This is a genomic window from Paraburkholderia sp. CNPSo 3281 (genome assembly GCF_024206515.1).
Classification (GTDB): domain Bacteria; phylum Pseudomonadota; class Gammaproteobacteria; order Burkholderiales; family Burkholderiaceae; genus Paraburkholderia; species Paraburkholderia nodosa.
In genome coordinates this window covers 160345-174462 of the sequence record NZ_JAMBPS010000002.1, presented here as the reverse complement: position 1 = coordinate 174462, position 14118 = coordinate 160345, and the positions used below count along the sequence as shown (strand labels likewise).

13 protein-coding genes are annotated in these 14118 nt (G+C 66.6%); 11 read left to right on the top strand and 2 right to left on the bottom strand.

Annotated elements, in window-relative coordinates; translation table 11 throughout:
* Positions 1–11 precede the first annotated feature (11 nt).
* Entirely contained in the window at positions 12–524 is a 513-nt protein-coding gene (locus tag M3I56_RS02830; protein WP_254352464.1) for an ureidoglycolate lyase, read from the top strand.
* Between the two features lie 101 nt (positions 525–625).
* Here M3I56_RS02830 and fur read toward each other — a convergent pair whose 3' ends face one another.
* The gene (gene fur, locus M3I56_RS02825; protein WP_254335675.1) at positions 626–1054 is read right to left on the bottom strand and encodes a ferric iron uptake transcriptional regulator; all 429 of its coding nucleotides are present in this window, start codon (positions 1052–1054) and stop codon (positions 626–628) included.
* 136 nt (positions 1055–1190) lie between these two features.
* Between fur and M3I56_RS02820 the strand changes: the two genes are divergently transcribed.
* From M3I56_RS02820 to M3I56_RS02780, 9 genes are all read left to right on the top strand, one after another.
* Entirely contained in the window at positions 1191–2129 is a 939-nt protein-coding gene (locus M3I56_RS02820; protein WP_254352463.1) for an outer membrane protein assembly factor BamE, read from the top strand.
* A 173-nt stretch (positions 2130–2302) separates the two neighbouring features.
* Entirely contained in the window at positions 2303–3100 is a 798-nt protein-coding gene (gene dapB / locus M3I56_RS02815) for a 4-hydroxy-tetrahydrodipicolinate reductase (RefSeq protein ID WP_254352462.1), read from the top strand.
* A gap of 53 nt (positions 3101–3153) precedes the next feature.
* Positions 3154–3882: a MotA/TolQ/ExbB proton channel family protein gene (locus M3I56_RS02810; RefSeq protein ID WP_254352461.1), complete on the top strand. Its 729-nt coding sequence runs from the start codon at positions 3154–3156 to the stop codon at positions 3880–3882.
* A 12-nt stretch (positions 3883–3894) separates the two neighbouring features.
* Positions 3895–4326 carry a biopolymer transporter ExbD gene (locus M3I56_RS02805; RefSeq protein ID WP_254352460.1) on the top strand — a complete coding sequence of 144 codons (432 nt, stop codon included), beginning with the start codon at positions 3895–3897 and terminating at the stop codon, positions 4324–4326.
* A 154-nt stretch (positions 4327–4480) separates the two neighbouring features.
* A complete protein-coding gene (gene leuS, locus M3I56_RS02800; RefSeq protein WP_254352459.1) occupies positions 4481–7075 on the top strand; it encodes a leucine--tRNA ligase in 2595 nt (864 codons plus the stop codon).
* A gap of 101 nt (positions 7076–7176) precedes the next feature.
* The gene (lptE, locus tag M3I56_RS02795) at positions 7177–7740 is read left to right on the top strand and encodes an LPS assembly lipoprotein LptE (protein ID WP_254352458.1); all 564 of its coding nucleotides are present in this window, start codon (positions 7177–7179) and stop codon (positions 7738–7740) included.
* Positions 7741–7783: 43 nt separating this feature from the next.
* Positions 7784–8998: a DNA polymerase III subunit delta gene (gene holA, locus M3I56_RS02790; protein WP_254352457.1), complete on the top strand. Its 1215-nt coding sequence runs from the start codon at positions 7784–7786 to the stop codon at positions 8996–8998.
* 199 nt (positions 8999–9197) lie between these two features.
* Positions 9198–10469 (top strand): glutamate-5-semialdehyde dehydrogenase, encoded by a 1272-nt coding sequence (locus M3I56_RS02785; protein WP_254352456.1) that lies wholly within the window; start codon positions 9198–9200, stop codon positions 10467–10469.
* Positions 10470–10544: 75 nt separating this feature from the next.
* Positions 10545–10967 (top strand): CopD family protein, encoded by a 423-nt coding sequence (locus tag M3I56_RS02780; protein ID WP_254352455.1) that lies wholly within the window; start codon positions 10545–10547, stop codon positions 10965–10967.
* Positions 10968–11052: 85 nt separating this feature from the next.
* On the opposite strand, the gene M3I56_RS02775 is transcribed toward M3I56_RS02780, so the two are convergent.
* On the bottom strand, positions 11053–11910 hold the full coding sequence (locus M3I56_RS02775; protein ID WP_254352454.1) for a MurR/RpiR family transcriptional regulator: 858 nt from the start codon (positions 11908–11910) through the stop codon (positions 11053–11055).
* 289 nt (positions 11911–12199) lie between these two features.
* Here M3I56_RS02775 and edd point away from each other — a divergent pair, with 289 nt between their 5' ends.
* Entirely contained in the window at positions 12200–14116 is a 1917-nt protein-coding gene (gene edd, locus M3I56_RS02770) for a phosphogluconate dehydratase (protein ID WP_254352453.1), read from the top strand.
* The last annotated feature ends 2 nt before the right edge of the window (positions 14117–14118 follow it).

Below are 14118 nucleotides of genomic sequence, written 5' to 3'. Positions count from 1 at the left end.
GAGGAGCCGCGATGCAGATCCTGCACATGGAACCCTTGACGCGCGAGGCGTTTGCGCCGTTTGGCGACGTCATCGAACTCGAAGGCGCGCGCCATTTTCCGATCAACGGCGGCACGACCGAGCGCTTTCACGATCTCGCCGCCATCGACGTGAACGAGGCGGGCGGGCGGCCCATCGTCAGCGTGTTTCGTGCCCAGCCGCGTGCGTGGCCCGTCGAGATCGCGATGATGGAGCGGCATCCGCTAGGCAGCCAGGCGTTCGTGCCGCTCGGCGACGCGGGCTACGCGGTGGTGGTCGCGCCAGCGGGCGAGTTCGATCCGGCCGGGCTGCGGGCGTTCTGGGCCGGGCGCGGGCAGGGCGTCAACTACGCCAAAGGCGTCTGGCATCACCCGTTGCTCGCGTTCGGGCGCGTGAGCGACTTCGTGGTGATCGACCGCGGCGGCACCCAGCCGAACTGCGACGAGATCGCGCTCGCGCGGCCCTGGCGGCTTGCACAAGCTGATACGTCGCTCGTGCCCGCCTGAAATCCGGACGATTTTCCCCGAACACTGGCTCATCCAAGCGAAAACGCCACGGCAGATCTGCCGTGGCGTTTCCTTTTCTGCAGCCTGCAAGCCGCAAGCGGTCAGTGCTTGCGGTGCGGGCAGTTTTCCTTCGTACAGGCGCCGTACAGGGCGAGGGCGTGCTCCTGGAGCTTGAAGCCGCGCTCCGTGGCGATCATCTGCTGGCGCTTTTCGATTTCGGGGTCAAAGAATTCTTCAACGATGCCGCAGTCGAGACACACGAGGTGGTCGTGGTGGCTACCCTCGTTCAGCTCGAATACCGCCTTGCCCGATTCGAAGTTGCTGCGCGTGAGCAACCCGGCCTGCTCGAACTGCGTGAGGACCCGGTAGACCGTGGCGAGGCCGATGTCGAGCTCCTCGTTCAGCAGGTTGCGGTAGACGTCTTCGGCGGTCAGGTGGCGCACCGCGCTATGCTGAAAAATCTCCAGGATCTTGAGGCGAGGCAGCGTCGCCTTGAGGCCGATGTTCTTGAGATCGGTTGGATTGGTCATGACGATAAGTCCCTGGAGTACAATGCTAGGTTGTTATGTTAATGCGTTTTTGCCGTTCCGGGCATTTTCGCCAGAACTTCGAACGATCTTCTACAGAATACGCGCGGCTTCGCGAAAAGCCCGCACGGTGAGGGAAATGATTCCAGAATTCACAACGATCGGCCGGCGCATGCACGGCGGCCGCCTGGCGTGCACCCTGCTGGCTGCGGCCGCGTTCGCCGCGCTCGCCGGCTGTAAAACGTACGACAGCGTGACGCAGCGCGTCGCCCAGAGCATTACGCCTTACCGCATTACCATCGTGCAAGGCAACTTCGTCTCGGCGGAAGCCGCGGCGCAGATGAAGGTGGGCATGTCGCGCGCCGAGGTCAAGCAGCTGCTCGGCACGCCGCTCCTCACGGACATGTTCCACGCGAACCGCTGGGACTATATCTTCTACTTCAAGCGCGGCTCGACCTCCGTGGTCCAGCAGCGTGACTTTGTCGTGCTGTTCGAAGGCGACCGCGTAGCGAGCTGGTCGGGCGGTGAAGACCTGCCGTCGAACCTCGAACTGCTCGCCGAAATCGACGGCGACCGCTCCGGCAAGAAGAGGGCCGTCGCGGCTGCGCCCGCGTCGGGCGCTTCGGCGCCGGTGGCGGCTGCAGCAGGCGCGCCTGCGCAGGCTTCGAGCGCGACCGGCCCGACGGTTGGCGACACGGCGCGCTCGCCGTCATCCGAACTCGGCACCGCGACCAATGCGCTGCCGCAGGACGCCAACGCGCAGGCGGCCGCTGCCGCGAACCGCGCCACGGAAGCCGTGCAGACGCCAAACGGCCTCACGCCGTCGGTGCGCGCGGGCAATCCGCAGTCGTCGGCGCTGCCGCAGAACGTCGGCACGATGCCCTCGCAGGTTCAACTGCATCGTCAGCCGCAGCCGCAAATCCAGGGCGTGCCGCCGAGCAACCCGGTTGGCCCGACCGCTGGCGCGCAAGGCACCGGCGACTCCAATGCGGCGCCGTCCGGCCCCGCACGGGATTCGTCGCTCGCCGCGCCGCCCACGGTGCCGGCCTCGGGAGCTGCTGCGGCTCCGAGCAACTGATCCGGCTGACCCAGCCGGTAACACAAGCAGGGCGTGGCGCGCGAGGCGCGCCACGCTTCGATCCGGCGGCCGGGGTGTCACTACCACCGGCCGCCGCGTTTTTTGGCGGCGGCGCTGCATGGCGCCTGGTGACATCCGGCGCCGCGGCCAGCGACACATTGGCAGGAAGACTCATGAAAATCGCAATCGCCGGGGCATCGGGCCGCATGGGCCGCATGCTCATCGAAACTGTCCTGAATTCGCCCGACGTCACGCTCTCGGGCGCGCTCGTGCGCAAGGGGTCGGCTGCCATCGGCCAGGACGCTGGCGCGTTCCTCGGCAAGGACACCGGCGTGCGCATCACCGATGACATCGAGCAGGTCTTCGCGCAAAGCGACTGCCTGATCGACTTCACGCGCCCCGAAGGCACGCTCGTGCACCTCGAGGCGGCGCAGCGCCACGGCGTGAAAATGGTCATCGGCACGACCGGCTTCGACGCCCAGCAAAAAGCGCAGCTCGGCGCGGGGGCGCAGAAGGTCGGCGTCGTGTTTGCGGCCAACATGAGCGTGGGCGTGAACGTCACGCTCAAGCTGCTCGAATACGCGGCGCGCTTTTTCGAGACCGGCTACGACATCGAGATCATCGAGGCGCACCATCGCCACAAGGTCGATGCGCCCTCGGGCACCGCGCTTGCGATGGGCGAGGCCGTGGCGCACGCGCTCGGCCGCAATCTCGACGAATGCGCCGTGTATGGCCGCGAAGGCGTGACGGGCGAGCGCGACCCCTCGACGATCGGGTTTTCGGCGATTCGCGGCGGCGATATCGTCGGCGATCATACGGTGCTGTTCGCGGGCATTGGCGAGCGCATCGAGATCACGCACAAGTCCTCGAGCCGCCTTTCCTATGCGCAGGGCAGCGTGCGCGCCGCGCGCTTTCTGCAGGACAAGGCCCATGGCCTGTACGATATGCAGGACGTGCTCGGCCTGCGCTGAGCGTTTCCCCTACGGTCCGGCGCCTGCGCCGGACCGACAGTGAGCGAGGTCCGATGGCAGCGAGTTCCGGAGTCATTCACTATCTGCAGACGGGCGACGCGGTGACCCACGCGGTTGCGTGGGTATTGCTCGCCATGTCGGTCGCGAGCTGGTGTTTCCTCATCATCAAGAGCTGGATCCTCCTGCGCGCGAAGCGCCAGGGGCCGCGCGCCATTGCGCGCTTCTGGCAGGCGCGCACGCTCGCAGACGGCGTTGCCGCCATGCGTCCGGTCGACCGCGAGCGCGTATTCCTGCCGCTGGCGCAGGCGGCGCTCGCCGCCGAGGAAGCCGACGCGCCCGGCATGATGCTCGCGCGCGTGGATCGCGGCGAGCGCGTGCTGCGGGCGCTGCGCGGCGCGCTTCAGGCGTCGCAGCGGCGCCTCGAGTTCGGGCAGGTCCTGCTCGCCTCGGTGGGCAGCACCGCGCCGTTCGTCGGTCTGCTCGGCACCGTCTGGGGCATCTACCACGCGCTCGGCAGCATCGCCGCGAGCGGCCAGGCGATGATCGAGAACGTGGCCGGCCCGGTGGGCGAGGCGCTCATCATGACGGCCTTCGGTCTCGTCGTCGCGATTCCGGCGGTGCTCGCCTACAACGTGCTGGGCCGCCTCGTGCGCCAGCTCTGCGACGATCTCGACGGCTTCGCCCACGACCTGCACGCCTATGCCTGCGCGCCCGAAGGCGCGCCGCTGCGCCGCGAAGGTGCGCAGGGCGCGATGCGCGAAGGCGCGCGCGCCGAGTCGTAGGAGGCAACGCCAATGGCATTCGGCGGACTCGAAAAGAAGCGCGATGCGGCACCGATGTCGGAGATCAACATGACGCCGCTCATCGACGTCATGCTCGTGCTGCTCGTCATCTTCATCATTACCGCGCCGCTCTTCACGCACGCGATCCGGCTCGATTTGCCGAAGGTCGCCGCCGAGCCCGCGCAGCAAACGGCGCAGACCGTCACGCTCTCCATCGACGCCGCCGGCAAGCTCTACTGGAACGCCCAGCCCATCACGCTGGACGAACTGCGCGCGCGCTTTGGGGCAGCGGGCAAACAGCCCGAGTCGCAGCAGCCCGAGCTGCAGCTGCGCGCCGCGCGCGAGACGCGCTACGACGTGATCGCCCAGGTCATGGGCGCCGCGCAGCAGGCCGGTCTCACGCGCCTCGGCTTCGTGACCGAGCCGCCCGCCGGCGCTCATTGAGCACGCCACTGAGCGCGCGCCAGTCAACGGTATAATCAACGTTTCCTTTAAAAACGGGCCCAGCGAAACCGCCGCAATCTGCCGGTATCGTGAACGGCCGGCCCGGTGCATCCGGCACCGAAACCGCCCGTTTCCAGCGTTCACCACCCACACCATGCTCGAAAAATACGTTCCCTCCGACGTCGAATCCGCCGCGCAAGGCGAATGGCGCGCCACCGACGCTTACCGGACGGCCGAGAAGGCCGACAAGCCCAAGTTCTACTGCGTCTCGATGCTGCCGTATCCGTCGGGCAAGCTGCACATGGGCCACGTGCGGAACTACACGATCAACGACGTGATGTACCGTTACCTGCGCATGAACGGCTACAACACGTTGATGCCGATGGGCTGGGACGCGTTCGGCATGCCCGCCGAAAACGCCGCGATGGCCAATAACGTGCCGCCGGCCAAGTGGACGTACGACAACATCGAGTACATGAAGGGCCAGATGCAGTCGATGGGTCTTGCCATCGACTGGTCGCGCGAAATCGCCACCTGCAAGCCCGACTACTACAAGTGGAACCAGTGGTTCTTCCTGAAGATGCTCGAGAAGGGCATCGCCTACAAGAAGACCGGCACGGTGAACTGGGACCCGGTCGATCAGACCGTGCTTGCCAACGAGCAGGTGATCGACGGGCGCGGCTGGCGCTCGGGCGCGCTCGTGGAAAAGCGCGAAATCCCGATGTACTACCTGCGCATCACGCAGTACGCCGACGAACTGCTGAACGACCTCGAAGGCCTTGGCTGGCCCGAGCGCGTGAAGATCATGCAGCAGAACTGGATCGGCAAGAGCTTCGGCGTGAACTTCGGCTTCCCGTACGAGCTCGATGGCGAGAAGAAGCTGCTGCGCGTGTTCACCACGCGCGCCGACACGATCATGGGCGTGACCTTTGCGGCGATCGCGGCCGAGCATCCGCTCGCCACGCGTCTCGCTCTGGCTAAGCCGGAGCTGCAGGCGTTCATCGACGAATGCAAGCGCGGCGGCGTGGCGGAAGCCGACATGGCGACGATGGAAAAGAAGGGCATGCCTACGGGCTTCTTCGTCACGCATCCGCTGACGCAAGAAAAGGTCGAGGTGTGGATCGGCAACTACGTGCTGATGAGCTATGGCGAAGGCGCCGTGATGGGCGTGCCGGGCCACGACGAGCGCGATTTCGCGTTCGCGCAGAAGTACAGCCTGCCGATCAAGCAGGTCATCGCCGCAGAAGGCGAGACGTACTCGCTCGACGGCTGGCAGGAATGGTACGGCGACAAGGAACGCGCCGTGTGCGTGAACAGCGGCAAGTACGACGGCCTTGCCTACACGGCAGCCGTGGATGCCGTCGCGGCCGACCTCAAGGCCCTCGACCTCGGCGACAAGCAGGTCACGTGGCGCCTGCGCGACTGGGGCATTTCGCGCCAGCGCTACTGGGGCACGCCGATCCCGATCATCCACTGCCCGAGTTGCGGCGACGTGCCGGTGCCCGAGAAGGATCTGCCGGTCGTGCTGCCCGAAGACCTCGTGCCGGACGGCACGGGCAACCCGCTCGCGAAGTCGGAAGCCTTCCTGAATTGCAAGTGCCCGACGTGCGGCGCGGACGCGAAGCGCGAAACCGACACGATGGACACCTTCGTCGACTCGTCGTGGTACTTCTACCGTTACGCCGCGCCGGATGCTGTGAACATGGTCGACGAGCGCACCGACTACTGGATGCCGATGGACCAGTACATCGGCGGTATCGAGCACGCCATTCTTCACCTCTTGTACTCGCGCTTCTGGGCGAAGGTCTCGCGCGACCTCGGTCTCGTGAAGTTCGGCGAGCCGGCGAAGAACCTGCTCACGCAGGGCATGGTGCTCAACGAAACGTTCTACCGCGAAGGCGCGGCGGGCAAGAAGACCTGGTACAACCCGGCCGACGTGACCGTCACGCACGACGACAAGGGCCGCCCGATTGGCGCGACGCTCAACAGCGACGGCCAGAGCGTGGTGCTGGGCGGCGTGGAGAAGATGTCGAAGTCGAAGAACAACGGCGTCGACCCGCAGGTGCTGATCGACCAGTACGGCGCAGACACGGCGCGACTCTTCACGATGTTCGCGGCGCCTCCCGAGCAGCAGCTCGAATGGTCGGGCGCTGGTGTGGAAGGCGCGAGCCGCTTCCTGCGCCGCGTGTGGGCCTTCGGCCACGCGAACGCCGAAGCGATCCAGTCGCGCGCCTCGTTCGACGCGGCGGCGCTCACGGACGTCGAAAAGGCGCTGCGCCGCGAAGTCTACAGCGTGCTCAAGCAGGCCGACTTCGACTATCAGCGCCTGCAGTACAACACCGTCGTTTCGGCGGCGATGAAGATGCTCAACGCCATCGACGGCGCCAAGGGTGCCGGTGCTGGCGTGCAGCGCGAAACGTTCGGCGTGCTGCTGCGCGTGCTGTACCCGGTCGTGCCGCACATCGCGTTCGAACTCTGGAAGGCGCTCGGCTACGGCGACGAATACGGCACGCTGCTCGACGCACCGTGGCCGAAGGTCGACGAAAAGGCGCTCGAGCAGGCCGAGATCGAACTCGTGCTGCAGGTGAACGGCAAGGTGCGCGGCGCCGTGACGGTGGCGAAGGACGCGCCGAAGGACGCGATCGAAGCGGCCGCACTCGCGCACGAGATGTTCGTCAAGTTCGCGGAAGGCCGTGCACCGAAGAAGATCATCGTTGTGCCGGGCCGCCTCGTGAACGTCGTGGTGTAACGAGGCAAACCAAGGCCATGTCGAGCGGCGTAGTGCGCGAAGCACCGCGCGGCGCCGCTCAGCCGACACCGGCGACTCTGTCGCGAACCCAGGGAGTCCATGTGATTCGCAGATCGTTTCTCAGGTTGTTCCCGCTCGTGGCGGGCAGCGCGCTGGCCCTCTCGGCGTGCGGCTTCCAGCTGCGCGGCGAGGAGAACTTCGCCTTCAAGCGCCTCGCCGTCGTCGGCGCGCCGCCGCCGCTCGTCGGGCGCCTCTCGCGTATGGTCGAAGGCGGCAGCGATTCGGTGGTGGTCGACTCGGTGGCCAATGCCGACGCCGTGCTGCGCGTTTCCGAGGGGCGTGGCTTCAGCACGCTCACGCTCAATTCGCTCGGCGCAGTGGTGGAATATCAGGTCAACTACTCGCTGAACTATGTGCTAATGAAACCGGACGGCACCGTGCTGATCCAGCCGAGCGTGATTTCGCTGAACCGCGCGATGACCTACAGCGATCAGTTCGCGACCGCCAAGACGCAGGAAGCCGATCTGCTATTCACCGACATGCAGAACGACGCTGTCGACCAGCTCATGCGGCGCCTTGCCGTGCTCAAAACGATCAGCCCGACGCCCGATCAGGTCGTGCCGGGTGTCGCGCCGCGCGCTCCGCTGCCGCCGCCGCCGCTGTGATGCGCGCCGTTTCCCTCTACTGAGCGATCTTCGACCGAGCGCCATGCAACTGCGACCCGACGCACTCGAACCGCACCTCGCGAAAGGGCCGGCCGGCCTGTACGTCGTCTACGGCGACGAACACCTGCTCGCCCAGGAGGCGTGCGACCGCATCCGCGCGGCTGCGCGCGCGGCGGGCTTTACCGACCGCTCGGTGTTTACCGTCGAGCGCGGCTTCGACTGGAGCTCGCTGCTCGGCGCGAGCCAGTCGATGTCGCTGTTCGGCGATCGCCAGCTGGTGGAATTGCGCATTCCGTCGGGCAAGCCCGGCAAGGAAGGCGCGGACGCGCTCAAGACGCTCGCCGCCGCCTCGAATCCCGATGTGCTGATGCTCGTCACGCTGCCGCGCCTCGACGCCGCCACGCAGAAGTCAGCGTGGTTCACGGCGCTGGCTGAGAGCGGCGTCGCGCTGAAGATCGACCCCGTCGAACGTGCGGCGCTGCCGAACTGGATCGGCCAGCGTCTGGCGCTGCAAGGCCAGCGCGTGGCGCCCGGCGAGGACGGCCGGCGCGCGCTGCAATTCGTGTCGGAGCGTGTGGAAGGCAACCTGCTGGCGGCGCACCAGGAAATTCAGAAGCTCGGGCTGCTGTATCCGCAAGGCGTGCTGAGCTTCGAGCAGATTCACGACGCCGTGCTGAACGTGGCGCGCTACGACGTATTCAAGCTCAACGAAGCGATGCTCACAGGCGACGTTGGCCGCCTTGCGCGCATGCTCGACGGGCTGCAGGGCGAAGGCGAGGCTTCAGTGCTGGTGCTGTGGGCCGTGGTCGAGGAAATCCGCACGCTGCTGCGCATCAAGCGCGGCGTGGCGGCGGGCAAGCCGCTCGCGATGCTGCTGCGCGAGAACCGCGTGTGGGGGCCGCGTGAGCGGCTCATCGGGCCGGCGCTGTCGCGCCTGAGCGAAGCGACGCTTGAGCGCGGTCTCGCGCTCGCGGCGCGCCTCGACCGCCAGGTCAAGGGGCTTTCGGGTCAATCGCGCGCCGACTGGCGCAATGCGCTACCGCCCGATGCCTGGGATGGCCTGTTCGAACTCGCCATGACCGTGGCCTCGCCGCGCGACGGTGCACCGCAGGCGCGCGCCGCCGCCGGCGCGCGTGGCGCTGCGGCGCCAGGGCGCGCGCAGCCGGGTGCTCAGCCAACTGGCCCAGCCGCGGCGGCAGCCGCCGCAGCGGCCGCGGCCCGACCGCGCACCGCAGGGCCGTCGCGCCGGCAAGGCTAAAGCGTGCCGCGCTTGCCTGAACCGGCACTTCGGCGCCAGCTTTACGCCCGCCGCGCGGCCGGTGCACATGCCACGCCGCTCGGCCACGTCCAGCAAACCTTGGCGGCTGGCCTTAAAATCGGGCTGAACCGCTTTGAATCAAACCGCGCTTGGGCAGCTCATCCGACTGCACCTCACGCGCCGCATGACGAAAGACACCATGGATATCGACCAGTACATGACCGACCTCGGCCGCCGCGCCCGCAACGCTTCGCGCGCGATGGCACGGGCGTCGACGGCCGCGAAGAACGCGGCGCTCGAAGCGGTGGCGCAAGCCATCGAGCGCGACGCGCAGCAATTGAAGGATGCGAACGCGCGCGACCTCGCGCGCGCGCAGGAAAAGGGCCACGACGCGGCGTTCATCGACCGCCTGACACTTTCGGACAAGGCGCTCAAGACGATGGTCGAGGGGCTGCGCCAGGTCGCGGCGCTGGCGGACCCCATCGGCGAGATCAGCAACCTCAAGTTCCGCCCGAGCGGCATTCAGGTGGGGCAGATGCGTGTGCCCCTGGGCGTGATCGGCATCATCTACGAATCGCGGCCGAACGTGACGATCGACGCGGCCGCGTTGTGCCTGAAGTCGGGCAACGCCACGATTCTGCGCGGCGGCTCCGAGGCGCTCGAATGCAATACGGCGCTCGCGAAGCTGATTGGCGAAGGGCTCGTGGCGGCCGGCCTGCCGCAGGACGCGGTGCAGGTGGTCGCGACTGCCGACCGCGCGGCCGTGGGCAAGCTCATCACGATGACGGAATGCGTGGACGTGATCGTGCCGCGCGGCGGCAAGAGCCTGATCGAGCGCCTGATGGCAGAGGCGCGCGTGCCGATGATCAAGCACCTGGACGGCATCTGCCATGTGTACGTGGACGACCGCGCCGATCTCGCCAAAGCCCTGACCGTGTGCGACAACGCCAAGACGCACCGCTACGGCACCTGCAACACGATGGAGACGCTGCTCGTGGCGCGCGGCATTGCGCACGACGTGCTGCCGCCGCTTGGGCGCCTGTATCGAGAGAAGGAAGTGGAGCTGCGCGTGGATGCTGCGGCCCGCTCGATTCTCGCCGACGCGGGCGTAGGTCCGCTGGTGGATGCGACCGAGGAGGATTGGCGTACCGAGTACCTCGCGCCCGTGCTGGCGGTGAAGGTGGTGGATACGCTCGACGACGCGATCGAGCACATCAACGCCTACGGCTCGCACCACACGGATGCAATCGTCACCGAAGATCACGACCGCGCCATGCGCTTCCTGCGCGAAGTCGACTCGGCGAGCGTGATGGTGAACGCCTCGACGCGCTTTGCCGACGGTTTCGAGTTCGGCCTCGGTGCGGAGATCGGCATTTCGAACGACAAGCTGCATGCGCGCGGCCCGGTCGGCCTCGAAGGGCTGACCTCGTTGAAGTACGTGGTGCTCGGCCACGGCGAAGGCCGTCAATAATCGCGCATCGCACGAGGCGTAGCGCGGCGTAGCGCGCCGCCTCGTTGGACAATCGCTCACGAAAAAGAAAAAATAATGTCGATGCTCTGGGTCAAGACGTTTCACATCGTACTGATCGCCTCGTGGTTCGCGGGCCTGTTCTACCTGCCGCGCATCTTCGTGAATCTCGCGATGGAAACCGAGCCTGCGGCCGTCAAGCGTCTGCTCATCATGGCGCGCAAACTCTACCGCTTCATGACGATGATCGCCGTGCCCGCGCTGCTGTGCGGGCTGTGGCTGTGGCTCGTGGTGGGGATCGGGCGCGGTCAAGGGTGGATCCACGCGAAAGTGGGCGTGGTGATGCTGCTCATCGTCTATCACGCGTACTGCGGACGTTTGCTCAAGACCTTCGAGCGCGGCGAAAACCGCCGCTCCGACAAGTGGTATCGGATGTTCAACGAGCTTCCCGTGCTTGGCATGCTGGCTGCGGTGGCACTCGCCGTCATCAAGCCTTTCTGACGCTCGATATCCTTCGTCCTCTCCCATTCCTTTCCTGACGGGCGGCATTGGTGCCGCCCGACTTTACGCCTCGGGTGTCTGAGGCTCAACCGTTCTCGTCCAGTCTTCTTCGCGCGATGATCTCCTTCGCATCGGCGAGTTTCTCCGCAAGCTCTGGACCGCGCTGCAGCGCCACACCTACCGCGAGTATGTCGCCGATCGCGAGATGCGAAGTCCGCGAAGTCATCGGCGAGAAGACGTCGGTGTCCTCGTCGACATTCGCGTGCAGGCCGACGCTCGCCAGGCGCGCGAGCGGCGAAGTGCCATGCGTGATCGCGATCACCTTCGCGCCACGATCGAGCGCCGTGCGCGCGGCGTCCACGATGTCGCGCGTGCGCCCCGTGTTCGAGATCGCCACCACGACATCGCCGGGGCCTAGCAGCGCCGCCGACATCAGAAACGTATGGGGATCCGAATACGCGACGCTCGGCATGCCGAGCCGAAAGAACTTGTGCTGCATATCCTGCGCAGCGATGCCCGAGCCACCCGCACCATAGAACTCGATACGCGCCGCATGCGCGAGCAGGCCGATCGCCGCGGCGAGCGAATCGGTGGAGAGGTTGTTGCGCACCTGCACGAGCGCGCCGATGGTGCGCTCGAGCACCTTGGCCGCGACGCCCGGCACGGGCTCGTCCGGTCTCACGTCGCGGTAGACGGCCGGGTGCTCGCTCGGCAGATCGGCGGCAACGGCCTGCGCGAGGCGAATCTTGAACTCGCGGAATCCCGAGAACCCCAACGCATGGCAAAACCGCGCGATGGTCGGCTGGCTCACGCCCGCACGCTCGGCGACCTCGGTCATCGACAGATCGAGCACCTCGCGCGGCGCCTGAATCACGTAATCGGCGAGCTTGCGCTCCGAAGGGCGCAATTGCTCGCGCATGGATTTCACCTGGGACAGCAGCATCAGGAAACTCGCACTATGCTGAAAGATCCGTGGACTATAACGGATCGGACGTTATGTACAAAAACTACAGGATCGCCGGTTGCTTCTTTTCAGTCCAGACGCGAATCAACGCGAAAGGCCTATAAATAATGAGACTAGGCGTTCGTTTAAGGTCGCGCTCCCAGGGTCTTACCGGGATTGTCGTCTTGTAGTTTTTCTACTAACATCGCGCCATCGCTGTCTGGTGCGCTCCAAGCGCCCCTGATCTGGCCCCGAGCGTCCCCGCCGTGACAAGAAGGAAGGAGATTCGATGGTTTCCCCGCATTCTCAGTTGATGAAGGTCACGCAGCGCGTGATTGAGCGCAGCAAGCCCACGCGCGAGGCCTATCTGGCGCGTATTGCGGCGGCTCAGGACCGGTTCCCGGCACGCGGCGCGCTCTCCTGCGCGAATCTTGCCCACGGCTTCGCCGGCCTCGAGGGCCGCGACAAGATCTCGATCAAGTCGATTCGCGAGCCGAATATCGGCATCGTCTCGGCGTACAACGAGATGCTCTCGGCGCACGCGCCCTACAAGGATTTCCCCGACATCATCAAGAAGGCGGCCCGCGAAGGCGGCGGCGTCGCGCAGTTCGCGGGCGGCGTGCCGGCGATGTGCGATGGCGTGACGCAAGGCAACGCCGGCATGGAGCTGTCGCTCTTTTCGCGTGAAGTGATCGCGATGAGCACGGCCGTCGCGCTCACGCACAACATGTTCGATGCGGCGCTCTGCCTCGGCGTGTGCGACAAGATCGTGCCGGGCCTCCTGATCGGCGCGCTGCAATTCGGCCACCTGCCGACCATTTTCGTGCCCGCCGGCCCGATGACGAGCGGCATCACGAATGACGACAAGGCCAAGGTGCGCCAGCAGTTCGCCACGGGCCAGTGCGATCGCGCGGCGCTGCTCGAATCGGAGGCCGCTGCGTATCACGGCCACGGCACCTGCACGTTCTACGGCACGGCCAACAGCAACCAGATGCTCATGGAGATCATGGGCCTGCATCTGCCAGGTTCAGCCTTCATCCATCCGCATACGCCGTTGCGCGACGAACTCACCGCCGCTGCGGCGCGCCGCGTGCTCGAGCTTACCGTCGAGCGCGGCAACTACACGCCGATCGGCCATGTGGTCGACGAGAAGGCCGTGATCAACGGCATCGTCGCGCTGATGGCGACGGGCGGCTCGACCAACCACACGCTGCACCTCGTGGCGATGGCGCGGGCGGCGGGCATCATCATCGACTGGAACGACTTCGACGTGCTGTCGGACACCGTGCCACTGCTCGCGCGCGTCTATCCGAACGGCAAGGCCGACGTGAATCACTTCCACGCGGCGGGCGGCATCGCCTTCCTCGTGCGCGAGCTGCTCGACGGCGGCCTGCTGCACGAAGACGTGAATACCGTTGCCGGCCGTGGCCTGCGTCATTACACCGAGGAGCCGAAGCTCATCGACGGCAAGCTCACCTGGGTGCCGGCGGTCGAGAAGAGCGCCGACGAAACCGTCCTGCGTCCGCTGCCGACACCGTTCCAGCCGGACGGCGGCCTGCGCCTGATGCAGGGCCGTCTGGGCCGCGGCGTCATCAAGGTTTCCGCGGTCGCGCCGGAGCGCCGCAAGGTGCGTGCGCCCGCCATCGTGTTCGATTCGCAGGAAGCCGTGCAGGAAGCGTTCGACCGCGGCGAACTCGAGCGCGATTTCGTGGCCGTCGTGCGCTTCCAGGGCGCCCGCGCGAATGGCATGCCGGAGCTGCACCGCCTCACGCCGTTGCTCGGCGTGCTGCAGGACAAGGGCTTTCACGTGGCGCTCGTGACCGACGGGCGCATGTCGGGCGCGTCGGGCAAGGTGCCCGCGGTCATCCACGTTTCGCCGGAAACGCTGCTGCACGGCCCGATCGGCAAGGTGCGCGACGGCGATACGATCGTGATCGACGCGGTGGAAGGTGTGCTCGACGTCGAAGTGGATGCTGCCGAGTGGGACGCACGCCCGGTCGCGCAGCCTGCGCATCAGGAACTCAATGAAGTGGGCTTTGGCCGCGAGCTGTTCGGCGTGTTCCGCGCCAACGCCGCGCCGGCGGAGCTGGGCGCCACGGTGTTCGGTCCGCTCGTGGGCGAGCAGGCCGCGCCCGCACCGGCCGCTGCGGCCGCCGCCCACGCGCCGGCCCACGCCGCGAACTCAATTCATCATCAAGGAGCCTGAAC